This is a genomic window from Stieleria bergensis (genome assembly GCA_007745635.1).
Lineage (GTDB): Bacteria > Planctomycetota > Planctomycetia > Pirellulales > Pirellulaceae > Stieleria > Stieleria bergensis.
Genome location: CP036272.1, coordinates 1,259,945 through 1,284,916, shown reverse-complemented (window position 1 = coordinate 1,284,916; position 24,972 = coordinate 1,259,945). Strand labels below are relative to the sequence as shown.

The 24,972-nt window shown below is 56.4% G+C and carries 19 protein-coding genes; 9 read left to right on the top strand and 10 right to left on the bottom strand.

Annotated features, from left to right (window positions below; translation table 11 throughout):
• Window positions 1-211: 211 nt before the first annotated feature.
• Together hisN and SV7mr_RS04210 are read right to left on the bottom strand one after the other, a co-directional pair.
• Window positions 212-1,042 (bottom strand): histidinol-phosphatase, encoded by an 831-nt coding sequence (gene hisN, locus SV7mr_RS04215; protein WP_145269511.1) that lies wholly within the window; start codon window positions 1,040-1,042, stop codon window positions 212-214.
• Window positions 1,043-1,149: 107 nt separating this feature from the next.
• Entirely contained in the window at window positions 1,150-1,800 is a 651-nt protein-coding gene (locus SV7mr_RS04210) for a signal peptidase II (RefSeq protein ID WP_145269509.1), read from the bottom strand.
• Window positions 1,801-2,434: 634 nt separating this feature from the next.
• On the opposite strand from SV7mr_RS04210, the gene thrC reads away from it, so the two are divergent.
• The 5 genes from thrC (at window position 2,435) to SV7mr_RS04180 (ending at window position 9,186) form a co-directional block, all read left to right on the top strand.
• The gene (thrC, locus tag SV7mr_RS04205) at window positions 2,435-3,862 is read left to right on the top strand and encodes a threonine synthase (protein ID WP_145269507.1); all 1,428 of its coding nucleotides are present in this window, start codon (window positions 2,435-2,437) and stop codon (window positions 3,860-3,862) included.
• 187 nt (window positions 3,863-4,049) lie between these two features.
• Window positions 4,050-4,853, top strand: a complete 804-nt coding sequence (gene dapB, locus SV7mr_RS04200) for a 4-hydroxy-tetrahydrodipicolinate reductase (protein WP_145269505.1) — start codon at window positions 4,050-4,052, stop codon at window positions 4,851-4,853.
• A 17-nt stretch (window positions 4,854-4,870) separates the two neighbouring features.
• Window positions 4,871-5,236, top strand: coding sequence for a hypothetical protein (locus SV7mr_RS04195; RefSeq protein ID WP_145278017.1), 366 nt, complete (start codon window positions 4,871-4,873; stop codon window positions 5,234-5,236).
• 808 nt (window positions 5,237-6,044) lie between these two features.
• The gene (gene ltrA, locus SV7mr_RS04185; RefSeq protein ID WP_419187352.1) at window positions 6,045-7,328 is read left to right on the top strand and encodes a group II intron reverse transcriptase/maturase; all 1,284 of its coding nucleotides are present in this window, start codon (window positions 6,045-6,047) and stop codon (window positions 7,326-7,328) included.
• Between the two features lie 397 nt (window positions 7,329-7,725).
• Window positions 7,726-9,186 (top strand): MFS transporter, encoded by a 1,461-nt coding sequence (locus SV7mr_RS04180; RefSeq protein ID WP_419188073.1) that lies wholly within the window; start codon window positions 7,726-7,728, stop codon window positions 9,184-9,186.
• Between the two features lie 56 nt (window positions 9,187-9,242).
• Here the strand turns inward: SV7mr_RS04180 and SV7mr_RS04175 are convergent, their stop codons facing one another.
• On the bottom strand, window positions 9,243-10,823 hold the full coding sequence (locus tag SV7mr_RS04175; protein ID WP_419188072.1) for a c-type cytochrome: 1,581 nt from the start codon (window positions 10,821-10,823) through the stop codon (window positions 9,243-9,245).
• Window positions 10,824-10,899: 76 nt separating this feature from the next.
• Complete coding sequence (locus SV7mr_RS04170) at window positions 10,900-12,633, bottom strand: glycosyltransferase family 39 protein (protein ID WP_145269501.1); 1,734 nt, start codon at window positions 12,631-12,633, stop codon at window positions 10,900-10,902.
• A gap of 286 nt (window positions 12,634-12,919) precedes the next feature.
• Here SV7mr_RS04170 and hisD point away from each other — a divergent pair, with 286 nt between their 5' ends.
• The 3 genes from hisD (at window position 12,920) to hisB (ending at window position 16,082) form a co-directional block, all read left to right on the top strand.
• The gene (hisD, locus tag SV7mr_RS04165) at window positions 12,920-14,278 is read left to right on the top strand and encodes a histidinol dehydrogenase (RefSeq protein WP_145269499.1); all 1,359 of its coding nucleotides are present in this window, start codon (window positions 12,920-12,922) and stop codon (window positions 14,276-14,278) included.
• 29 nt (window positions 14,279-14,307) lie between these two features.
• Entirely contained in the window at window positions 14,308-15,357 is a 1,050-nt protein-coding gene (hisC, locus tag SV7mr_RS04160) for a histidinol-phosphate transaminase (protein ID WP_419188444.1), read from the top strand.
• A gap of 137 nt (window positions 15,358-15,494) precedes the next feature.
• The gene (gene hisB / locus SV7mr_RS04155; protein WP_145269494.1) at window positions 15,495-16,082 is read left to right on the top strand and encodes an imidazoleglycerol-phosphate dehydratase HisB; all 588 of its coding nucleotides are present in this window, start codon (window positions 15,495-15,497) and stop codon (window positions 16,080-16,082) included.
• A gap of 83 nt (window positions 16,083-16,165) precedes the next feature.
• Here hisB and SV7mr_RS04150 read toward each other — a convergent pair whose 3' ends face one another.
• Window positions 16,166-16,864, bottom strand: a complete 699-nt coding sequence (locus tag SV7mr_RS04150) for a hypothetical protein (RefSeq protein WP_145269493.1) — start codon at window positions 16,862-16,864, stop codon at window positions 16,166-16,168.
• A gap of 405 nt (window positions 16,865-17,269) precedes the next feature.
• Here SV7mr_RS04150 and SV7mr_RS04145 point away from each other — a divergent pair, with 405 nt between their 5' ends.
• Window positions 17,270-18,181 carry a sugar phosphate isomerase/epimerase family protein gene (locus SV7mr_RS04145; RefSeq protein WP_145269490.1) on the top strand — a complete coding sequence of 304 codons (912 nt, stop codon included), beginning with the start codon at window positions 17,270-17,272 and terminating at the stop codon, window positions 18,179-18,181.
• A gap of 266 nt (window positions 18,182-18,447) precedes the next feature.
• Here SV7mr_RS04145 and ltrA (SV7mr_RS04140) read toward each other — a convergent pair whose 3' ends face one another.
• From ltrA (SV7mr_RS04140) to gatA, 5 genes are all read right to left on the bottom strand, one after another.
• Window positions 18,448-19,731 (bottom strand): group II intron reverse transcriptase/maturase, encoded by a 1,284-nt coding sequence (gene ltrA, locus SV7mr_RS04140; protein WP_419187352.1) that lies wholly within the window; start codon window positions 19,729-19,731, stop codon window positions 18,448-18,450.
• 665 nt (window positions 19,732-20,396) lie between these two features.
• Window positions 20,397-21,254, bottom strand: coding sequence for a hypothetical protein (locus SV7mr_RS04130; protein ID WP_145269488.1), 858 nt, complete (start codon window positions 21,252-21,254; stop codon window positions 20,397-20,399).
• A 3-nt stretch (window positions 21,255-21,257) separates the two neighbouring features.
• Window positions 21,258-21,833, bottom strand: coding sequence for a hypothetical protein (locus SV7mr_RS04125; protein WP_145269486.1), 576 nt, complete (start codon window positions 21,831-21,833; stop codon window positions 21,258-21,260).
• An 89-nt stretch (window positions 21,834-21,922) separates the two neighbouring features.
• Window positions 21,923-23,395: an Asp-tRNA(Asn)/Glu-tRNA(Gln) amidotransferase subunit GatB gene (gene gatB, locus SV7mr_RS04120; RefSeq protein WP_145269483.1), complete on the bottom strand. Its 1,473-nt coding sequence runs from the start codon at window positions 23,393-23,395 to the stop codon at window positions 21,923-21,925.
• The gene (gene gatA, locus SV7mr_RS04115) at window positions 23,392-24,879 is read right to left on the bottom strand and encodes an Asp-tRNA(Asn)/Glu-tRNA(Gln) amidotransferase subunit GatA (RefSeq protein ID WP_145269481.1); all 1,488 of its coding nucleotides are present in this window, start codon (window positions 24,877-24,879) and stop codon (window positions 23,392-23,394) included. Before gatA ends, gatB begins: the two co-directional genes overlap by 4 nt.
• Window positions 24,880-24,972 lie beyond the last annotated feature (93 nt).

Sequence of the window (24,972 nt, the reverse complement as noted above, 5' to 3'; positions counted from 1 at the left end):
GCTCACGAGAGCAAGCCACGCTCGGTGTGCTACCAATTTTCCAGCGCTGATCGCAAGGCAAGAAAAGCCGTCGCCAGCCTGCGAGGTCGTCGGGCGCCGTGCTTGCACGCGCCAGTAAACTGCACTCTCCCGCTGGCGGGAGAGTCGAGCCTAAGCGAGGTGAGGGTGAAGTGGTTGGCAACGCCAACCGCCAGCCACAACAACCAAATGCTCAGCAGCCGAGCAGGTCCAGCGCGCTCTGGTGCAGCAAACCATTACTGCCCACACCATCCCCGCCGCGAACGGTGGCGTTACCTTTCCAGTCTGTGAACCGACCGCCAGCCTCCTGGACGATCGGCAGCATGGCCGCGACATCCCAGGCGTTGCAAATGGGATCCACCATGATGTCGGCGCGACCGGTGGCAACCAACAGATAACCATAACCGTCACCCCAACTGCGCGAGAGACGGCAGGCCGACTGCAAGGCTTGGTAAGCCCCTGCATCACCGCGTTCATCAAAGGAATCCACTTGGCTGGTCAAGAACACGGCTTGGTCAAGTGAATCGCGCGTGGAGACCCGAGCAGCGTTCCAATCCGCTCCGGCACTGGGTTGATACCAACATCCCTGACCAAGCGCAGCGAGCAGCATTTCGCCGAGCGCTGGGATATAAATCGCCCCCGCAACGGGTTCCCCATCACATTCCAACGCCAGCAATGTCGAGTACAACGGCACGCCACAGATGAACGATTTGGTTCCATCGATGGGATCAATCACCCAGCGATACGAAGACTCTCCAGAGTGCTCGGCAAACTCTTCCCCTTGAACCGTGTCTTTGGGAAACGCCGCCGTGATCAATTCACGCGCCAGTTTTTCAGCGCCACGATCAGCGACCGTGACCGGCGAATCATCGCTCTTGGCGTCGACATGCAAACTGGGGTCACCAAACAGTGACAAAGTCGACTGACCAGCCTGCGTCACGATTTCATGGAGCGCTGTCAGTCGCCCCTCATGCTCGCTTCCCCAGGTAGCCGGTAATTGACCATTGTTTGCTTGACCATTCATGTCTTGTCTGCTTGTAAGTGACTTAAAACGGGACAAAGCCGTGGCGATTCAGCGATCACGCCCCGGATCGATCGGCAACTGATCTTGGTGTGGTTTGCCTCTGGCAATCAATCACTCGCATCAGCCGCGACATTCTCAGCGGCGACGTCTTCAGCGGGCGTTTCGCTCGAGGACGGGTCTTCGTCAACAAGGCTTTCAAATTGTCCTGGGAAGAGACTTTGGTACAGCAACATGCCCGCGCCGACAACCAACAACGAATCAGCGATATTAAAGTTCGGCCAGGTCCATTGCTCATTGATTCGCCACAGGACCCAATCCCGGACACCGCTTTTCCATTCGGGATTCATCGTCGCATCCCACCACAATCCCAAGCGATCGTAAAGGTTGCCAATGATGCCACCGCCCACCAACCCCATGGCCCAGGTCAGCCACAGTGATCGGGCGCCGCGAAACACGAACAGCCACACGATCACGCCGATGGCGGCCAGGATCGAGATCGCTGCAAACAGAGTGCCCTTGCCTGCCCCAACTCCGAACAGTGCTCCGATGTTGACGGCCGTTTCGATTCCAAAGTAGGGCTCCCAAACCCACCAGATATCTTTTTCCCCTGGCAGGCCTCGCCAGGCGAAAATGGCCTGCTTGGTGTACAGATCCAGTCCTCCACCCAGCACCGCCAAGGACAGAAAAAGCACTCCGCGCTTGAGCAACGACGGCTCAGTCCGAGAGGAGGCGTCTTGCCTCTCCGATTTGGGGGTCATCCTGTGGTTTCTTCCTTTTTCCAGTACTGCAATGAGTCCGATCTCTGGCGCTGTGGCTCCAGCAACGACGGTGCTGCGATCCCAGGCAGTCATGATCAGCGGGCCGCAAAAGAGCTGCAAGCGGCGGAAACGACATAGACTGGGGGACCAAAGACGACGCAAATGAACCGTCTAAAGTTGTCAAGCAGCGGGAAGCAAATCAAGGTGAATCGGCTTGGTTTTTACTGTGAACGGACAATTCGCCGCCCATTTGAATCCCGCCCAGGCCCCAGTTCGCAGGGCGACAGGCCCCAGTTCGCAGGGCGACAGGCCCCAGTTCGCAGGGCGACAGACCCCAGTTCGCAGGGCGACAGCGAGTCAGCGGATGTTTTTCGGGGGAAATCACGCCCCAGCGGCTCCGCAGAACGTACTTTCTTGACTGCTGGATGGACCTGCTGAGCAAGATCCGCCAATCAGATGGCGACAAAGACCACTTAACGGCCTATCCTTATGGCAGTCTGCGCGGGCTTTGCAACCGTCAAATTCGGTGATCCCATCGGGCTTCGATGAACCTACAGGGACCGATCGCCGACTTATTGAGTACAACCCGCACAGCATTCATCGCCCCGATCATCTTTCAACGGCTTGTCTAATCATGGCGTCCATAACTCAAACCGACTCTTCGATTCGCACTGATGTCGCCTTCCAGCGTTGTATCAACCCGGTGTGTGCGGCGACCTATGACACCGACGTCATGCACGCTTCATGCCCGAGGTGTGGTTCGTTGCTGGATGTGACCTACGACTGGGACCGCGCCCACGTGCCCAGTAAGCTCAGTGACTTTGAGGCCATGTGGAGCCAGCGCACCAACCCCGTGCGTTTCTCTGGTGTCTGGCGATTCCATGAGCTGTTGCCTTTCGTTCCCCAGGACCAAATCGTCACCGTTGGCGAAGGTCAAACGCTGTTGCAACAAGCCGATGGTGTAAGCAAGTTTGTTGGCCTCAATGCTGGCAACCTGCACTTGCAATACGAAGGCATGAACCCATCGGGCAGTTTCAAAGACAACGGCATGTGTGCTGCCGTCACTCATGCCAATATGCTTGGTGCCAAGCGAGCCGCGTGTGCCAGCACAGGAAACACCTCCGCTTCGCTGGCACTGTACTGTAGTGCCACACGTTTGATGAAGGCAGTGATCTTCATTGGCAGCGGGAAAATCAGCTACGGCAAACTCAGCCAAGCGTTGGACTATGGCGCCCTGACCGTGCAGATTGCCGGCGATTTCGATGATGCCATGCTTCGCGTTCGCGAAGTGGCAGAGCAGCTGGGCATCTATCTGGTCAACAGTGTCAATCCGTTTCGCTTGGAAGGCCAAAAGACCATCATGTTGCGAGTGCTGGAAGCCTTGCGTTGGGAGGTTCCGGACTGGATTGTCGTTCCCGGTGGCAACCTTGGCAACAGCAGCTCGTTCGGCAAAGCCTTCATGGAACTCAAAGAACTGGGGCTGATTGATCGTGTGCCTCGGTTGGCGATCATCAACGCCAGCGGTGCTGACACACTTTATGAATTGCATGAACGCCGTGGACTGCGATGGAACGGCGGCAACGTCAACATGGATCCGATTCGCGAATACATGGATCACATGGATCGCCATGGCATTAAAGCAGACACGTTGGCCAGCGCGATTGAAATCAATCGCCCCGTGAACCTGAAGAAGTGCTTGCGAGCGTTGGAGTTCTGCGATGGCGTGGTTCGACAAGTCAGCGACCAGGAAATCTTGGATGCCAAAGCACAGGTCGGTGCCGGCGGCTTCGGCTGCGAACCCGCTTCGGCAGCCAGTGTCGCGGGCGCAAAGATTTTACGTCGCGAAGGCGTCATCGCACCAAGTGATCGCGTCGTCTGCGTGCTAACCGGCCATGAGCTAAAAGACCCAACCGCGACAGTGGCTTATCACAGCACGGATCAAGAACTGTTCAACAAAACCTTGGGTAGCCGAGGTGTGACCAAGGCCTCTTACGCCAACAAAGCGATCTCGGTTCCTAACGAACTGGATGACATCATCAAAGCGATTCAGTTGTACGCCTAGCGATCAACGCACCAGCCTAGCTGCCAACCCCAACTGAGACCGGTTCCTGATCTTGCCTGGGCGAATCTGCGATTGGATGCTGCTTCTGTTCAAGCTGCATCTCCCTGCAGCGGTCAACGCTTGGTACATTACCAGACCTGATTCGTGCATTCTCTCGTTTGCGTTCCACCTTCCCAAGATAGTGCTGATGTCTGAATCTCTAAAAATCGCCGTTCATGGTGCTGCTGGCAGAATGGGCCGTCGCGTCGTCGCCCTGGCTTCAGCAGATCCATCCATCGACGTGATGGGCGCAATTGAGAACGATCAGAGCGCCCTGCTGGGGCAAGACGCCGGTGATCTGGCGGCGGTCGAAACGCTTGGCGTTCCCGTGTCCAGTAAATGGCCCAATGAAGCCGACGTGGTGATCGATTTCTCGCTGCCCGAAGCAATCGATCGCTGCGTTGAAAAATGCGTGGCTTACAAAACCGCGCTGGTGGTTGCCACCACTGGCATGACCGATTTACAAGTCGAACGCTTGCAGAACGCGGCCAACACGATTCCCGTGGTCTGGGCGCCAAGCATGTCCTTGGCGGTCAACCTGTCCATGAAGCTGGCACAGCAAATCACGGAAAAACTGGTCAACGTCCCGGGTGGACTGGACGTTGAAATCATCGAACGGCACCACCGCTATAAAGCCGACGCACCAAGCGGAACAGCGCTTAAGTTTGGCGACATGATCGCAGACAAACTGGGCGACGACACCATTCATGTTCACGGACGTGAAGGCCACACCGGCCAACGCAAACGCAATGAGATCGGCTACCACGCCGTTCGAGTCGGCGATAACCCCGGCGAGCACACCATCGTTTTTGGCATGCTGGGCGAACGCATTGAACTGAACGTCGCAGCCAGCAATCGTGATTGCTATGCCGCCGGTGCCATCGCGGCAGCCAAATGGCTGATCGGTCGTCCCGCCGGCATGTATGACATGTTCGACGTTCTGGAAATGTAACTCAGCGTGCGTTGACGATCATGAAATGTGACGAAGGTTACTTCTGTGAAGTCTGTGGCAAGGATGTCAGTGCGATCATTGACAGCGACTTGTACCTTCGTTTTGTCATCGGCGAACTGGATCCGGAACAGCTCCATCTCACGCCCGAGCGACATCTGCGCTGCAATCCTGTCCTGGCACAGTTCATAGAAGACCAACGTTTTGAACCGTTGATCGTCGATGGCCCCTTGGATCGCCGCACGCTGGACGCCGCCTTCGCCAGCCAACGAACAGAATTGGTCTCGCGCGGCTATCGCCGTCTGCATGAAATCCTGCAACAGGAAACAGACCTCGACATGCGTGATTACCCGCTGGCCGACGTCAGGGCAAACTATCTCCACTGACTAGCCGCCGATCTGTCATCACCGAAAATAAACCAAGCAACCGTGGCGAACGCCAAAACAGCTGATGGAAAATTCGTTGACTGCACTCTCCGCTGGCGGGAGAGTCAAGCCTAATCGAAGTGAGGGTGAAGTGGTTGGCAACGCCAACCGCAAGCCGCCACAGCGAAACCGTCGACCATTCGTTGACTGAACTCTCCCGCTGGCGGGAGAGTCGAGCCTAGGCGAGGTGAGGGGAGTGCCGGGATAAAACCGGATTGAGATAGGGAATGAAAGTGTCCTACGTAGAAAGTCTAGCCAACTGCTATGGCCTCCATCGGAGGTGCAGAGAGGGTAACCGATCTGTGCTGAGCGTCCGACAAGGGGGGAAACGCAGGCCAGCTATTGAGCTCCGAAATCTGAACTTCCGTGTGCCGACCCGGTCCCTCTATGGGGAAGGCAACACCGATGGGTTCGTCATTAGGCGAGAACCCATCGGACACGGCGGAGTCACGAGAACCTGCGCATGCGTGGAAATCTCAATCGCGAGAACCGGGAGATCCGATCGGCCACTGGCAAGTATCCAGTGCGGGCAGCGAACCGTCCAGCGGGAAAGGCTGCCATGAACGCTGATCGGAAGTCGGATGAGTCCATAGTACTGCCGACACAGGCGAACAACGCCGGAACTGAACCGGCCGCGGAGTCTGTCGAGGAAAGGGACTCAGCCAAGATGAGCACCTCGCAGCACGATCGACCCCGAACTTCGAGTCGGACCAAGCGTCGTTCTCGCGGGCTGCTGGGTGTGCGCGAAACAGCGCGGGACTGTCCTGCGTTGAAGTTCGAGAACCTGTTGCATCACATCAACGTTCCCCTGCTGCACGAGGCCTTCGATGATTTGAAGAAATCTGCCGCAGCGGGCATCGACGAGGTGACTTGGCAGCAGTACGAGCAAGACCGAGAAGCCTCGATTGAGGCTCTACACGGTCGTATTCACCGGGGTGCCTACCGAGCGAAGCCCTCCAAGAGAATCTACATTCCCAAAGCCGATGGCCGGCAACGTCCGATCGGCATCACGGCCCTGGAGGACAAGATTGTCCAAAAGGCAACCGGGTGGGTCATGCAGTGCATCTACGAACAGGATTTTCTCGGATTCAGTTATGGTGGCCGTCCTGGTCGCGGCGCTCATGATGCACTCGATGCGTTGTGTGTCGGCGTGAGCAGCAAAAAGGTGAACTGGATTCTGGACGCCGATGTGAAAGGCTTCTTTGACAACGTGGACCACCAATGGCTCATGAAGTTCATCGAGCATCGCATTAGCGACAAACGGATTCTCCGTCTGATCGGAAAATGGCTTCGAGCCGGTGTCAGCGAAGACGGTGAGTGGTCCAAGACGACGGTGGGGACTCCGCAAGGAGCGGTGATCTCGCCGCTGCTTGCGAACATCTATCTTCACTATGTGTTGGACTTGTGGATTGACCACTGGCGAAGACAGCGCGGCCGCAAGGACGTCGTTGTGGTTCGGTACGTCGACGATTTTGTGATTGGGTTTGAGAGCAAAGCTGATGCTGAAATGTGCCTGGAAGCACTCCGGGAACGTTTCGGGAAGTTCGGCCTTGAGCTTCATCCCGAAAAGACTCGCTTGCTCGAGTTTGGTCGTTATGCGATCGAGCGTCGATCTGAGCGAGGAGACGGTCGACCGGAGACGTTCGATTTTCTCGGTTTCACGCACCGCTGTGATACCAGCCCAAAGACGGGATGGTTCATGATTCGCCGCGAGACGATCGCGAGCCGGATGGCTCGTACCCTCTCGGCAATCAAGGCGGAGCTTCGTCGTCGGCGACACCAGTCAGTCGGCCAACAAGGTCGGTGGCTGGGTAGTGTGGTCCGCGGCTGGCTGGCCTACTATGCCGTCCCAGGCAATGTGAGCCGCCTACGTCGATTTCGAGACGAGGTTAGCCGACTATGGTTGCGTACGCTTTGTCGTCGCAGCCAACGGCATCGCTGGCCTTGGCCTCGCATGAAACGGTTGCTGCTGACCTACCTCCCTCACGCCAAGGTACGCCACCCGTATCCAGATCAACGATTTCGCGCCCGAATCAAGGCAGGAGCCGTATGAGACAACACTCAAGTACGGATCTGTGCGGGGGGCGGCCGGAAACGGCCGTTCCTACCGTGACTGAAGGGGTTGGCCACGCCAACCAGCCACAGCGAAACCGTCGACCATTCGTTGACTGAACTCTCCCGCTGGCGGGACAGTCGAGCCTAGGCGAGGTGAGGGTGAAGTGGTTGGCAACGCCAACCAGCCACAGCAACACCGGACAAGCGTCTCGCGCACTAAAAACAGATCGGCAACAGGCATTCCAGCTTTCTCTTGACGCCCGAAAAAAGCAGAAAGAGTCCGCATCATGGCGCTGGCATTGGGCTCTTGTCAAAAGACCACTGCTGCTAGAATCGCCTCACGGAATCGTGCTTTGTACTCGATCTCCCGCTCGTCACAACCTCTCGGGACTGCCATGCCATCGGACAGCGACACTCAACTCGAACAAGACTCGCATCCCAATGAGGCGTCCGCCGCGGATCAATCGAGCAGCGATTTGCCAGCCAATGATGACCAGGATCACGACGGACGCTCGATTTGGCACCGTGGCTTTCAGGGACTGCTGATTGCGCAGTTCTTTGGCGCGATGAACGACAATCTTCTGAAGGTGATTCTGGTCTTCAGTCTCGTCAGCGGCCACTGGACCGGCCAGCTAGGCGTCGGCTGGGTGCAAGTCTGCTTTTCGTTGCCGTTCCTGTTGATCTCCGGCGTCGGCGGGCAAATCGCTGACCGCTTCAGCAAACGCCGAGTGACGGTCTGGGTGAAAATCGCTGAAGTCCCCATTGCGATGCTCGCCGGCCTAGGGTTCTATTTGCATAGCCTGCCACTGACAGTGATTTCTCTGGTCATGCTGACCTGCCAAAGCTCCTTCTTCGGCCCAGCCAAATACGGCATGATTCCTGAACTGGTGTCGTCGCCGAACCTGAGCCGCGCCAACGGCACGATCAACATGACCACCAACATCGCGGTGATCTTGGGAACCGTGATCGCAGGATTTGCCAGTCGACATTACAACGGAACCGATGGAACTGAGGCACTGGCCTGGCTACCGGGTGTGTTGATGGTCGGGACGGCGCTGATGGGCCTGGCCGCTAGCGCGTTGATCACCCAAACCAGAAAAGGTGACGCAGACCTTGTCATCAATCCCAATCCCTTTGGGACCTACCGGCAAACGATTAAAGAAATGGCCAGCACACGTTTGCTGATGGTGATGCTCGCGTGGTCGTACTTTTATCTGTTGGCGGCGTTGGCGTTGGTGGTCCTGCCACTGTACAAAGAGATCTTGGACGCGACCGTTGGCCAAGGGATCCAAGCCGTTGGCGACGACGAAGCCAGTTTGTTGATGGCGATTCTCGGCATCGCCGTCGGCTTGGGATGTGCCTTTGCCGGCTTTGTCTCAGGGAAACGCATTGAGCCAAGACTGATCACGATCGGTGCCCTCGGGCTAACGGTGTTCTTCTTTTTACTAGGCTTTGTTGACCCCGCTCTGAACGGGGAGCAACCTTATCTGCGTGTGGCGCTTTCCAATGTGGCCGCATTCATTTTCTGTGCAGGGTTCTTTGCAGGTTTTTACATTGTCCCGCTGCAAGCGATGCTGCAAAAGTATTCGCCTGATGGCGAGCGAGGACGTTTCCTGGGGACCGCCAACGCAGCCTCGTTTGCCTTCATGGTGGCCTCAGGGTTCCTTTACGAACTGATCTACCCACTCTTTGAAGAGGCACCGCACAAGATCTTCTACGTCTGTAGTGGCTTGATGTTGGTGGGGATGATTTACTTCCTGTACCGTCTACGAGGCACCGGCATCCTACTAGGAACTCGCCTGCTAAGCGAAGACGACATGGAGCTTCAACAGCCACAGAAATCACGCCCTCAATAAGTGGAAACCATCCAGCACTGCGGTGCCGCCCAAGCAAACGCGGCGGACAGTACACTCTAGAGCGTTTTCAGATACTCCAAGACAGCGGCCTTCTCATCTTCATTTAGCTGATTGGGGAAATCGTGACCTTGCCGGCTTTTGCCTGACTTTCGTGTGTCGAAGTAACTGCGGCGCAGCAGCGGGTCTTGGATCGCAGCTGGCACCTGGACCAGCGTTTCTACGTTCAATCCGACCTTCTGCTGATCCATGGTCTGATCGAGCGGTCGCCACACCACGGGCCGCTGTTCAGGATGCATCACGTGCCACAGAGTGGGCACGCTGCCGTTGTGAAAGTATGGCGCACTGGCCCAAACACCATCCAGTGGCGGAGCGACATAACCGCCGGGAACGATCACCGTCTCGAGCTTCGTTTCGCGTGCGGTTTCGTTGCCAGCTGGACCATCTTTGGCGGCATCGTCTTTAGCCGAGGAACGAGCAAACCAGCTGTCAGCATAACGCTGGCGTCCCTCCGGAGTCAGGGCTTTCAATCGGACTGGATCGGTACCAACTTGATCGATCGGCACACGAAGATTTGGGTAGTCAGCATTCTGGCCATACGTTCCATGGCAATCCGCACAGGATTGATTGAACACCTTTCGACCTCGGTCAGCCAAGGGTTGGTCGATCGGCCCGTCATACTTCGGTGGCTCAATCGAACTGATGTAAGCAAACACGTCGCGAAAGTCATCTTCATGACGGTGAAAGAAGTCTGGCCCATTTTCAGGCACCAGCGAGAACTGCATCAACGCTCGATGCCCCTTTGCCGCAAAGCCATCGATGTAGATCTGGGGCTTCTTGGAAAAGTGCCACCACGGCGGGGCATCCATGTCATGATGAATGAACTTGCCTGGCAACTTGGGAATGACGTTCAAGTCTGCATCACGTCCATTGAGCAGTGCCATCCCGAACACGACCGCATTGGTCGTGCCATTATTGGTTCCCAGCGGGATGAAGATCGCTCCGAGTTCCATTGTCCCCGGCAGAATCCCCAGTCTCAACTTGACCTTGCCAATGTCTTCGGTCAACGATTGCAACGCGTAGCGATTGTTGGGAGCCCCAGGCATGACTTTGCCATACACGCTGCCGCCATGACAGGCGAAACAGTTCATCGTGAACGCCCCTCGCTGATCAACAACATACTGCAGGGGATTGAGCGAATCGTCGTTCGGTCGAACGGTCAAACCATAACGATCTAAAATCATCAAACGGCGCTGCTTGGCGCCTGCTTGCTCGGCTTTCCTTCGCAACGGTTCGGGCCAGACCGTCCACAACTGATCGAAGACCTGGGCGGTAAAATCGCCTGGCAAAACGGGTTGCTCGATTAAGAACCGATAACCACGCTCTGCGGCCTGGTTCCGTCCCGCTTCCTGCTGTTTCGGTCCTTCAGGCACAGACGTTTGATCGGCGACGACATCACCCTGCCCTGCTGGCCGAATCGGTTCCCCAATCGTCTGAGCCGCCAACGGCTGAACCTGAGCCAACAGCACCACGATGCAGATCATCGCGATCCAGGTTCTCAAGGCACCGATCGACGCACTGGTGAACTGAACACAACGAACACGGCCATTCGAGGTGGAATCACGATGGATCAGATTCATAGTGTTCACCGAATGATTAAGGAAAAAAAACTGTGAATGCCTGATCGGCCGCCAGCGAAGCGGGAGTGCATGCGAGTCACTGAAAGGTCAGCTCCACCAGAATCACTCGCTTGTCTTGATGCCAAGTGCTAAGCATTTCTCGCGGCGTCTGGGAAAGAGCCAGCCGTTTTAGTTTGTCTACGTATTGTTGTACTCCGTCAACCGAGCAACGGGCTAACAACCAAATGCGTTTTGGCGGACTTTCCTGGCGATTCCAGCGACTTTTCAACCAGGATTCATGTTCATAGACATTGAACACCTCGATCGGTTCTTGCACTCTGTAAATCCCCGTCACCGGCAGCTTCAAATACTGCTCCAAAGCCTGCGGCATTGAGCTGTTTTGAGACTGCGGTTCGCGCATGAACTGCGACTCAATCAATCCACCATCGATCCAGATCACCGACCCCGAACCGGGCTGAGCAGGTGGGGCATGTTCATCGATGATGCTGACTGCTTGACGCCACGGTTCACCGCGTCGCTGTTGAGGCCAGTAGCCCTGCCGAATCTGAGCCATCAACCCCTGATCAACCAGCGTCTTACCACACAATCCGCCCACCAGCACCGCACTCAACAAGCCGAGTCGCCAGGCAGAGCGTTTGGCTTGATGGGGATCAAACACAGCGACGGTTGCGATCAATTTGATGGCCCATCCAAAGAGCGCGGCGGTGGTCCAGATGATCAACGGAAAGGCGGCGACAAAATAGCGTTTCTGCCACAACGGCACACCGTAGTCCTTGGCCGCAATCAAGATCGCTGTGATCCCAATCGCTGCCGAAACCAATGGCAAGAGGCTCACCAAGAGCGTCTGCCAGCTGACGCGATGCGCGCTCGACCGTGCCCCCAATCGCCATCCGATCGCGCCGACCAGCAAGCTGATCACCGCAGGCGTGACCACCATCGACTGCCAATGCCAAGCCTGCAACCACTGACTCCAGGAATCCGCCGACGCAAACCCACTCCAGCGTTGCCGATGGCTCCATGCCTGCTGCATCGTCGCGCCCCCAAAACAAACCACCGATGCCACCAGCACGGCGAGGGCACAAATCAGCGGTAGACGACTGGCCGCAGTCGCCTGAGCCTCGGATGCTGGATGTGTCGCCGCGAGCCGTCCGGAAATCAGTGACAGGATAAAGAACGGTCCCATGACAGGCAGGCTGGTCGGATGCAATAAAACCGCTGCGCAAACGCTGCTGACCAACCCGAACCACCACCACTGCCGCGCTGCTCGGCAGCGACATTGCAATCCACTTGACCAACACAGCAGTGCCACAGCAGCGCACAGCATCACCCACGCATAAGGTCTTAATTCGCAACCAAAAAAGATCGCGTCTTTGTCAATCGCCAGGAAACTGCCAGCCAGCAGGCCAGTTGCAAACGAGCGTGTCGTGCGGGCAACGCTGATGGCTAGCAAGACACTGGTCAAGACGCTGGCAAGAACACTGCTCAACCGCAAAGCGATTTCAGATTCGCCGAACACGTGCAACCAGGCCCACAAACCTAGAAAGTAGCTCGGTTGTTGGTTGCCGATTGCTGCTCGAGCCGTCACTTCGCTCAGCGGCCCGACAGCGACCCAGGCGGAGTGCAATTCGTCGACCCACAGACTTTCGCCGCAGGATGCCCAGCGAAAACAGAGCGTCATTACGGCGGCTAGCCCCGCCAATGACCACAGCTGCCAAGCGGTTGGCTGAGGGCCGTCAGTCGATCCCTCTTGCCCGTGAACATGACGGGCCGAGGGGACGCGGTCGGCGGAAGAATCAGTTTGATGGCTCAAGTTGCTCGGTCAGCTAGGCTGCAAATTGGGAATGTGGGGGCCGCTGTCATCGGTGGCTTGGGTCAACAGAGCCCCAAGCATCAGCAAACGTGGCATCCTGTCGCGTCGATGGATTTGACGACGCGGCAGGATGTCGCGTCGTCGGTGACCGAACCCGCTAGGTGAATTCCTGCTCTACGCAGGCAGCGGCAGTGTACCAATTTCGCTGGCCAGCCTATCATGTCTGATTCATTGACCTGGGAATTCGCTGGCGAAATTCCCCAGCCCCTTACCTCTGCCTGACGAAATGACTCAGTCCGATTGTAATCTGATCGCGTTCTTTGACGCTCGCGATGGTTCGACCGCCGCACTCGACCAACTGCGCGAGAAACTCAGTCCGCAAGGAGACGTGGTTTCCCCCCAGGGGCGAGCACTGACCGAAGCCGTCTTTGGAGCTCCGCTCAGTCCCGTTGAGGTGGTCGAGCGGATTTGCGGTGAAGTCAAATCCCAGGGCGATCAGGCGCTGCTGCACTACAGCAAGCAGCTTGACAAGGCCGACCTGACTACCGAGCAACTGCGAGTTCCAGCGGAGGATTTAGCAGCGGCCCACGCGGCGGCTGACCCGGCACTGATCGCCACCATCGGTCGGATTCGCGACAATGTGGCAACCTTTCAAAAGGCAATCCTCCATCAAGACGTCAGCATTAGCCCGAAACCGGGCGTCACACTGACCCAGCGTTATGTACCGTTGAAACGAGTGGGCGTCTGCGTTCCCGGCGGCGCGGCGGCGTATCCTTCGACAGTTCTGATGACAGTGGTGCCAGCTCAAGTGGCTGGAGTGGATGAGATTGCCGTTGTTGCACCTCCGACCCCGTTTGGAGCCTACAACCAGGACATGCTGGCGACCTGTCACGAACTGGGCGTCACCGAGGTCTACCGCATGGGAGGCGCTCATGCGGTGGCTGCGATGGCCTATGGAACCGACTCGGTTCCCGCCGTGCAAAAAATCGTCGGCCCCGGCAATCTGTTTGTTGCCTTGGCCAAGAAGCATGTTTACGGAGTGGTTGACATCGACTCCTTTGCCGGCCCCAGTGAAGTCATCGTGATTGCTGACCACAGCGCGCGAGCGGACTTCATCGCCGCGGACCTATTGGCTCAGGCCGAACACTCCCCCGGCAGTGCCATCCTGATCACCTGGGAAGCAGACGTCATCGAAGCTGTCAAAGCAGAGCTTGGCAAGCAACTGAAGTTGCTTGATCGCAGCGATTTGACGCGCGATGCCTTAGCTGCTTTTGGAGCCCTGATCTTGGTGCGTGACAGCGAACATGCCTGCCAACTGACCGACACCTTTGCCCCCGAACACCTGCATATCCAAACCGAAAACCCTGAGCAGCAAATGGACAAGCTGCGAAACAGTGGCGCTGCATTCCTGGGCCACTACACGCCTGTGGCACTGGGAGACTACGCTGCCGGACCGAGTCACGTGTTGCCAACCGGCGGAACGTGCACCTGGGCGGCTGGACTGTGTAGCAATAGTTTCTTACGTAGCGGCAGCGTCACATCATTCCAGCAAGACGCGATGATTGAAATTGCCGAAGATGTTGAACGACTGGCGGAGAAAGAAGGCTTAACCGCTCACGCTCGCAGTGTTTCCATTCGCCGATAGCCCCGTCCCATTAAATCATCATGACTAAGATCGACCTGCGTCCAGCGCTTGCCAAGATGCTGCCTTACGCTCCCGGTGAACAACCGCCACCGGGCAAGTTCATCAAGTTAAACACCAACGAAAACCCTTACCCGCCAGCGCCGGCAGTGGTCAGTGCGTTACAAGAAGCTGCGACCGGACCACTGAATCGCTATCCCGACCCGATGGCCAACGCGTTTCGCCGGGCGGCCGCTGATGCACTCGGTCTGCCCGGACCGGAGTGGGTTTTGGCAGGCAATGGCAGCGACGACATTTTAACGATTCTGGTTCGCGGCTTTGTGGGCGAACAGGAAAAGCTGCGACTGCCGTACCCTAGCTACATTCTCTATCGGACCTTGGCGGACATCCAAGCAGCCAACTGGGAACAGATTCACTTTCTTGACGGCTGGCATCTGCCCACTCACTTCACCAACGCGGATGATGATTTGCGATTGGTGTTTTTACCGAATCCCAACAGCCCCAGTGGAACGGTCGTCGCCCCGGAACAGATCAGCGAGATCGCATCCGCCCTGCCCTGCCCTTTGGTGGTCGACGAAGCCTACGCGGACTTTGCTGACAGCAACTGTTTGGACTTGGTTCAAAAGCACGACAACCTCTTGGTCACACGAACGTTCAGCAAAGCGTACGGACTGGCTGGGATTCGCTTCGGTTTCTTGGTCGCTCAGCCCGCGCTGATCAATCGTCTGGCCAGCATAAAGGACAGTTACAACTGTGACTATCTTTCGATCGTTGCCGCTACCGCAGCGATTAGCCAACAAGATTGGCTGACAGAAGTTGTCGCCAAGCTCAAGCAGACGCGGCAGCGGATGGAACAGCGTTTGACGGAAATGGACTTTCACGTCACCCCTTCGCAAGCGAACTTTGTCTGGGCGCAGCACCCCCAGGGTCAGCACCAAGAGTTGTACGATTTTCTGAAGAAGAATCAGATCCTGGTCCGCTACATGGACTTTCCCGATTGGGGAGATGGGATCCGTATTTCCGTCGGCACCGACCAACAGATTGACGCCTGCATGATGATGATAGAACGATTCTTCCAATAGTTCGGGCAGCGTGTTGCTGGCAACCGGCTGGATCACCTGGATCGGCTAGCCGCTCCGGCAATCAGGATTCAAACTTCACTGCGTTTCTCTTACATGGCTTTCCCCGCGTCTCACTTCCCAACTCGATAGGTGATCTCATGTCACGCACTGCATCCATCCATCGCGTCACCGGTGAAACCGATATTCAGCTGTCTGTAAACGTAGACGGCAGTGGCCAGGGCCAGCGAAACTCTGGGGTTGGCTTTCTGGATCACATGCTGGATCTGCTAGCCAAGCATGCGTTGATCGATTTAGAGGTTCAGGCCAAAGGCGACCTGCACGTCGATGATCACCACACCACCGAAGACATCGGCATCGCGCTTGGTCAAGCCATTCACCAAGCGCTGGGCGACCGAGCTGGCATGCGACGCTACGGTCACTTCACCTTGCCAATGGATGAGTGCCTAGTCACATCCGCGGTGGATCTTGGTGGCCGTTATGCGTTTGAATACCATGCCCCAATCAAAGCGGATAAGATCGGCAACTTTGACAGCGAACTGATTGAACACTTTTGGCAATCCTTTGCAGCCAACAGTCACAGCAATGTGCATGTGGTGCTGCACCATGGTCGCAATAGCCATCACATCGCGGAATGCGTGTTCAAGTCACTCGCACGCTCGATTCGCATGGCCGCCGAAAGCGATCCTCGCAGTGACGCGATTCCCAGCACCAAGGGTGTGCTGTAACGGCCAGCGTTTGCCGCGTCGCTGCCACAGAGACTTAGGCGGCAAGTGGCCGGCTTTGTGACCGTTGCCAGAAACAACGTCGACTAGCGCGATGTGATCGCGTCAAGCGCGAAATCGTCATTGCGATCGTAAGGATAAAACTGGCGTGAGACCCGCTTGGCGAGGATGCCAAGATACAGTTTGCGGAATCGAGTCTCAGTGGTTTCGTTCGTGTAGACGCCCGAGTTCTGTGGATAACGAAACTCTTCAATTTCGCTCTGGAACACTTCGTTGCCGGTCTCGGTGTTGTACACGGTGGTCACGACGTTAGCGTTGCCTCGATACAGCGTGGCTCCATCTCGCAGCGATAGATCACCGACCTGGACGATCAGCACTTTATCGGCTTCCAGTTCGCGGCCCATGGCAACAAAGTCCATCGTGTCCCAGCCATTGCGGTCACGCCAATCGGCAATTTTGTCTTCACGCACGAGTTCAATGTCTTTGACTTCGGTGCCCAGCCATTGCCTGACGTTGCGGCCCAAGATTCGAGCTGAAACATCGTCGCGATAAATGCTCTCTTCCGTCAAAGCGACAACAACAACACGGGACTTTTCCAGTTCCGAACAGACGGGTTTGATTCTCGATGCACCAGTGGCATTCACGAGGTTTGCAAACAATCCCAAACAGCCTGGCTGAGTGATCAACAGCAAACCACAGAGACCGAGCGAAACGATCGAGCGAACAACAATCTGTTTTCGGCGCTGAAGGTCCATTTCAGATTGGTGATTTCGAAGGCTTACCATCAGTCCAGATTCCTGTAGCGAACAATTGCGTAATGAAATGAAAAGGAAGTCTTTGCGTGTCGGTATCACAGTTGCACTGCGGAGAGCAATAGAAATGCCCCAGAAAATCGGTTTCACGAACGATGTTTCACAAATCGGTCTCTGTGGGCTGACCGAACGGCAATCACACCTGCTGCCAAGCGACTAAAGTGCTGAAAAACCAGCACCACCGTTTGATCACCGCGTTCCGACCGGGCACTGAATCATCGATTGCAATCCCCCGTTGTGGCGTCTCAAATCAGGGGGTCAGCGGACACTGCAATTGCTCATCTTCTTTGGCAATTCCTCCCCTGTCGCCGCTTGGCTGAGAGGCCGTTAGCTACAATGAGCCTGTTAATTCCCTGCCCCAATCAACCCATGAATCCAATGAACAGCTCTTTGCGACGACGACAGTTTCTAACGGCCTGTGGCGCGGCTGGACTAGCTGGACTGGCGACGGAGAAATCAGCCAGCGCCCTTCAATCGAGCTCGCTAAAAAACTGCCCCGTCTGCGTGTTCACCAAACCCTTTAATTCACTTTCGTTCGATCAGCTCGCCAAGGCGATCGCCGAACTGGGCTTTGATGGAATCGAAGCTCCGATTCGCAAGGGTGGCCATATCGAACCCGAGCAAGCACACGAAAAGCTTCATGAATTGGTCGAAGCGTTGGACAAGCATGGCCTGAAGATCACCTTGATGACTACCAATGTGAATGACCCAGATGATCCGATGACCGAGCGGATGCTGCGCACTGCCGCAACACTGGGAATCCAACGTTACCGCATGCAATACGTTCACTACGATCAAGCCACTCCGATCAAACAGCAACTGCAACGATGGCGCAATCAATTCAAAGCCTTGGCGGCAATGAATCACGACTTTGGGATCACGGGTCTGTACCAGAACCATGCTGGCGGCAAATACATGGGCGCTGCGATTTGGGATTTGGCTGAAGTACTTGATGGTCTGCCCAAATCAGATTTAGGCATGGCGTATGACATTCGCCACGCCACTGTCGAAGGCGGAACCAGCTGGCCCATCAGCTTCCGCATGATTCGCGACCACATTGACACCATTTACGTCAAAGACTTTCAGTGGAACGGTAGCCGAGTGACCAACGTTCCCCTGGGTCAGGGACTGGTGAAACCACAGTTCTACAAACTGCTGGCGGACAGCGGCTTTGATGGCCCAATCTCATTGCATGAAGAATACTTGGACCATCGCGACCCCAAACTGGTCCCCCAGCACCTGGCGGCAATGAAACAGGATCTGGCAACGCTAAAGAGCCAGTTGAAGTGATCACCGTGCCGTCGCATCAGCCGTTTTGGCGTGCGCTACGGCTTGGTTAGCCAAACCCTCACGTTTTTTTGGGGGGGCGGCCGGTTTGCGGTGGTAGCGCGCTTGTGAATGTGCTGAGTTGCAAGGCGGCGGCACCGGTTGTCTCAATGCCGGCCGGGGAGGGTTTTGTTGTAGCGGCCTGCGGTTGGCGTTGCCAACCACTTCAGTCACGGTAGGAACGGCCGTTTCCGGCCGCCCCCCGCACAGATCCGTACTTGAGTGTTGTCTCATACGGCTCCTGCCTTGATTCGGGCGCGAAATCGTTGATCTGGATACGGGTGGCGTACCTTGGCGTGAGGGAGGTAGGTCAGCAGCAACCGTTTCATGCGAGGCCAAGGCCAGCGATGCCGTTGGCTGCGACGACAAAGCGTACGCAACCATAGTCGGCTAACCTCGTCTCGAAATCGACGTAGGCGGCTCACATTGCCTGGGACGGCATAGTAGGCCAGCCAGCCGCGGACCACACTACCCAGCCACCGACCTTGTTGGCCGACTGACTGGTGTCGCCGACGACGAAGCTCCGCCTTGATTGCCGAGAGGGTACGAGCCATCCGGCTCGCGATCGTCTCGCGGCGAATCATGAACCATCCCGTCTTTGGGCTGGTATCACAGCGGTGCGTGAAACCGAGAAAATCGAACGTCTCCGGTCGACCGTCTCCTCGCTCAGATCGACGCTCGATCGCATAACGACCAAACTCGAGCAAGCGAGTCTTTTCGGGATGAAGCTCAAGGCCGAACTTCCCGAAACGTTCCCGGAGTGCTTCCAGGCACATTTCAGCATCAGCTTTGCTCTCAAACCCAATCACAAAATCGTCGACGTACCGAACCACAACGACGTCCTTGCGGCCGCGCTGTCTTCGCCAGTGGTCAATCCACAAGTCCAACACATAGTGAAGATAGATGTTCGCAAGCAGCGGCGAGATCACCGCTCCTTGCGGAGTCCCCACCGTCGTCTTGGACCACTCACCGTCTTCGCTGACACCGGCTCGAAGCCATTTTCCGATCAGACGGAGAATCCGTTTGTCGCTAATGCGATGCTCGATGAACTTCATGAGCCATTGGTGGTCCACGTTGTCAAAGAAGCCTTTCACATCGGCGTCCAGAATCCAGTTCACCTTTTTGCTGCTCACGCCGACACACAACGCATCGAGTGCATCATGAGCGCCGCGACCAGGACGGCCACCATAACTGAATCCGAGAAAATCCTGTTCGTAGATGCACTGCATGACCCACCCGGTTGCCTTTTGGACAATCTTGTCCTCCAGGGCCGTGATGCCGATCGGACGTTGCCGGCCATCGGCTTTGGGAATGTAGATTCTCTTGGAGGGCTTCGCTCGGTAGGCACCCCGGTGAATACGACCGTGTAGAGCCTCAATCGAGGCTTCTCGGTCTTGCTCGTACTGCTGCCAAGTCACCTCGTCGATGCCCGCTGCGGCAGATTTCTTCAAATCATCGAAGGCCTCGTGCAGCAGGGGAACGTTGATGTGATGCAACAGGTTCTCGAACTTCAACGCAGGACAGTCCCGCGCTGTTTCGCGCACACCCAGCAGCCCGCGAGAACGACGCTTGGTCCGACTCGAAGTTCGGGGTCGATCGTGCTGCGAGGTGCTCATCTTGGCTGAGTCCCTTTCCTCGACAGACTCCGCGGCCGGTTCAGTTCCGGCGTTGTTCGCCTGTGTCGGCAGTACTATGGACTCATCCGACTTCCGATCAGCGTTCATGGCAGCCTTTCCCGCTGGACGGTTCGCTGCCCGCACTGGATACTTGCCAGTGGCCGATCGGATCTCCCGGTTCTCGCGATTGAGATTTCCACGCATGCGCAGGTTCTCGTGACTCCGCCGTGTCCGATGGGTTCTCGCCTAATGACGAACCCATCGGTGTTGCCTTCCCCATAGAGGGACCGGGTCGGCACACGGAAGTTCAGATTTCGGAGCTCAATAGCTGGCCTGCGTTTCCCCCCTTGTCGGACGCTCAGCACAGATCGGTTACCCTCTCTGCACCTCCGATGGAGGCCATAGCAGTTGGCTAGACTTTCTACGTAGGACACTTTCATTCCCTATCTCAATCCGGTTTTATCCCGGCACTCCCCTCACCTCGCTAACGCTCGACTCTCCCGCAAGCGGGAGAGTTCAGTCAACGGTTCTTCCTCGGACACCGCGGCAAAAAACAACCGAGTCTAACGGCCTGCGGCGGGTTCTGGCCTGCCGGAACGGTGGGTTTGTTTTGGCACGAGCCAACCCACTGCGGACAACAGAATCAAGCACCAAAGCACAGAGAACAAATAGACATTCGAAAAGAATGCAATGCTAAAGAACACCGCCACGCCCAAGAATGCTGCCGGCCTTGCTGGCAACAACCACATCCCAAACCCACAGCAGGTTTCCAAGACCACCACCGACCGGCTGTACCAAGTCGCGATCCCACGCAGTGCCTGAGCATCAAACTGATCTCGCAATCGATGAAAGACCCAGAAGTCACGATCGACAAAATAGATATCGTATAGCACGCGTCCGTCCCAGTATTCAGCAGTCCATTTGCCGACTGCGCCTCCAAGCAGCATCAACGAGCCAATCACTCGTGCCAGCAAAGCCGCTTTGCGCAGCAATAACGCAGACTGATCACGCTGAATCCGACTGGCGAACCAAAACGACCAGAGCGAACACCAAAAACTGGTCGTAAACGTCATGTCGTTGTAAGCCCCCTGATGCAACAAGATGACCAACAAGCCAGTGCTGGCAACCGCGCAGGCCAGTCTTCGAACCCTGTCGTGCGCAATCAAAATTGAAACGACAATCGCGCAGACCACCGACAGGTAAGCCCAGCGCAACACTGCTGCATCGCGCAGCCAATCGGGAAAAAACGTGTCTTCTAACAGAATCTGGCGATAGACCAAATCCATGTCGCGGAAAAACCCAACCTTCCACAACAGCGATAACAGCACGCCGACTTGCACCAGGATGAAGGCCAGCGTCACGCGCCAACGCAACGGGTCAGCCGCAGAGTTGCTGTTTTCTGATCTTGCGTCTTCAGCCACAGATCACCACTCCTGATCTGCGGGCTGGATGGTCGACGAGAGACGCTTCACTTGGTAGCGAACCCGTGGCGGGTCTTGACTGATCTCGATTGGCTCGAAGTGATAATCGGTGACAACGGCCTGCCCACGATAGGCTGTGTGCAAACGCATCCACCTGGCTTCACTCTCATGAAACAAGTTGAAACGCGCTGGAGCAAAGGTAAAACGACGAGCCGGGTAGTGATTCAAGAACCTTCGTGGCCCCCGCACGAACTCCGGCTCGGGCTTGGGATCCAGATCGACTTGGAACTCGGCCGCCAGATCGAACACTTCGATCGCCGGTTCAGGCGGCGTGGGCCGTAACCAGCGTGACTCATACTGATTGGCAAACTGATACATCTGCGGCACAACACACTGCACCGACCAGGTGGCAAACGAATCATTGGCCAAATGAAAGCGACGCATCGCGGTCTGCGCGGCGAACGCCGTCAACGGAATCGCCAGCAACCAGACGGTGACCACAACGACCAGCATCAAGAGGGACGCTAAGAGCGGATCTTGTTTGATGGAATCGATCAGAAACCGCCGGATGCGTTGCATGGATTGTGACGCTGGTATCAATTTTAGAATCAATCAAGCGGTGCGAACCGACGCGTCGACTCCCAACGCTTGGCCAGCGAATCGGCAAATCACATTTGCTCGATCATTTTCAACGCTAGCTCACGAACTTGCTGAGGGTTGGCGTTGGGATTGGCTTTTCTGGCTTGGCCAATCAGTGCGCCAACCGCTTTTGCGTTGCCGCCTTTGACATCATCGACGACTCGGGGATTCTTGCTTAACAGATCTGCGACCAGGGACTCGATTTCAGAGTCGTCAACTTGTTCAATGCCCAGATCCTTCATCGCTTGATCCATGGCAACCCCCTTGTCCAGCATGTGTTCAAACACATCCCGAGCACGGTTGTTGGCCAGTTCGCCAGCGATGATGCACTGAATCAGGGCTGCCAACTGGTCCGCAGAGATGGCAAACTGATCAACGGAGATGCCTTGCTCTTTGATGCTGCGCATGACGTCTTGCTGAACCCAACTGCTAGCCCGTTTCCCGTCTCCGCAAGCCGTCGCAACGCTGTCATAGTAAGCCAGCATTTCAGGTCCGGCGGACACGATCACATCGGCGTCATAAGCGGTGACATCGTATTGGCTTTGCAGACGCTCGCGTGCCTGTTGCGGCAATTCAGTGAACATGCTGCGTACCTTTTCCCGTTGTGCTTCGGTCAATCGCACCGGCAACAGGTCAGGGCACGGGAAGTAGCGATAGTCAGCCGATTCCTCTTTTTCACGCTGCGGATAGGTGACTTGTTTACCGTCATCCCAGCCAAAGGTTCGCTTGCCGTGCGTCTTGATGGTATGACCTTTCGTCTCCCATTCCTCGTACTGCCGATCGACTTCGTAAGCCAACGCAGCAGCGACGTTGCGGAAACTGTTCATGTTCTTAATTTCCACGATCGGTGTGGCGATGACTTCGCCATTGCGATCGATGTGCAAGTTGACGTTTGCATCGACGCGCAAGCTGCCTTCCTGCATCTCACAATCGCTGACGCCCAAATGCACCATCATCTCACGGAGCTTGGTTAGAAAGGCAACACATTGCTCGGCAGTCCGCAAATCAGGTTCACTGACGATTTCCAACAGCGGAGTCCCACAGCGATTCAAATCAATGCGACTGTCAGCGCGGCCGGCCACTTCATCATGCATGCTCTTGCCAGCATCTTCCTCAAGGTGAGCGCGAATGATGCCGATCCGGACCGTTTGATTGGCGTCAGCGGGATCTTCAATTTCCAGGAACCCGTCCGCACAAATCGGCATATCAAACTGGCTGGTCTGATAGCCCTTTGGCAAATCGGGATAGAAGTATTGCTTGCGGTCCCACTTGGTCACGGGGGGAAGGTCACAGTGCAGCGCGAGTCCGGCGAGCGCAGAGAGTTCCAGCGCCTTTTCGTTGATCACCGGCAACGCACCTGGCAGCCCCAAGCAAAGGGGACAGACATGCGTATTAGGCGGCGCACCAAACTCCGTGCTACAACCGCAAAACAGTTTACTCGCGGTCTTTAGCTGAACGTGGACTTCCAGACCGATGACCGTGGTGAAAGGATACTGGCTCATGACTTGCTGCTTGGTTCGCTTGGTCGCTGGCGATGGAAATCAGTAACAGTTTGGAAGGCCGCTGCCGCTTGGCAAAGGCGTGCTTCTTGCAATGCCGGAGCATGCAGATGAATGCCCAATGGCAGATTCAATTGATCGAATCCAGCGGGCAACGACATCGCGGGAACGCCAGCCAAGTTGGCTCCCACGGTGAATAAGTCACACAAGTACATCTGCACAGGATCATCGACTTTTTCGCCAAACTTGAAGGCGCTCGTTGGCGTCGTTGGCCCTAACAACAGATCCACGTCATTGAATGCTGCGTCATAATCGCCGCGAATCAATCGGCGTACTTTGAGCGCTTTGTTGTAGTACTCGTCGGCGTACCCTTCACTAAGAGCGTAGGTGCCAAGCATGATCCGACGCTTGACTTCATCACCAAAACCTTCCCCACGGCTTTTGCAATACATCGAAACCAAGTCATTGATTTCGTTGCCGTTGTCATCTTTAGCCCGATGCCCGTAATGTGCCCCATCAAAACGTGACAGGTTACTACTGGCTTCGCTAGGTGCGATCACGTAGTAGGTCGGCACCCAATACTTTCGGTGCGGTAAATCGATATCGATGATCTCCGCTCCCAGGTCCGTGAAGACCTTGGCGGCATCCAAGACAGCTTGTACCGCTGCGGCATCCACACCTTCGCTGTCGAGTGACTGGCGCAACAAACCGACTCGCATGCCTCGCAGATCAGCGGATTGCGTTGCGGCAAAGCAGGCTTCGGTTGGCACGTCCAGAGAGGTTGAATCACGCGGCTCGAAACCAGCAATCACATCTTGCAGCAAAGCGCAATCCTTGGCTGACCAAGCCAACGGACCGACTTGATCCAAGCTGCTGGCAAAAGCGACCAGCCCGTAACGGCTGACGCGACCGTACGTCGGCTTCAGACCCGTGATCCCGCAGAAGGCTGCGGGCTGTCGAATCGATCCACCGGTGTCGGTTCCCAAGCTCAGTGGTACCGTTCCAGCGGCGACGCAAGCGGCCGCTCCACCACTGCTGCCGCCGGGAGTCCGTTCGATGTCCCAAGGATTCTTGGTCAGCCCGAAGTAGCTGGTTTCGGTGCTGGCCCCCATGGCAAATTCGTCCATGTTGGTCTTGCCCACGATCAAGGCGTCGGCCTGACGCAGTTTTTCAACCACAGTTGCATCGTAGGGCGGACGAAAATTCTCCAGCATTCGACTGCTGCAGGTGGTGGGCATGTCCTTGGTGCAAAGAACATCTTTGACCGCCACCGGAACGCCTGCCAATGCACCCAGTGCCTCACCGGCGGCTCGCCGCTGGTCGATCTGCTGCGCCTGGGCCAAAACCGCCTCGGCGTCGACGTGCGTGTAGGCGTTATGGATCGGCTGAGAAGCCTCAATGGCAGCGATTGCCTGTTGAGCAATTTCGGTCGCGGTGAGCTGCCCCTGTTCTTGCAGGGACAGTAACTCATGTGCTGAATCCAGCATGAATCGTATTATCTCGTGGGTTGGATTCGAAAAAGAACAATCCGACCCCCAGATTATCGACCAAAGGAGCGCAATCGACTAGGCGGGAAAGGA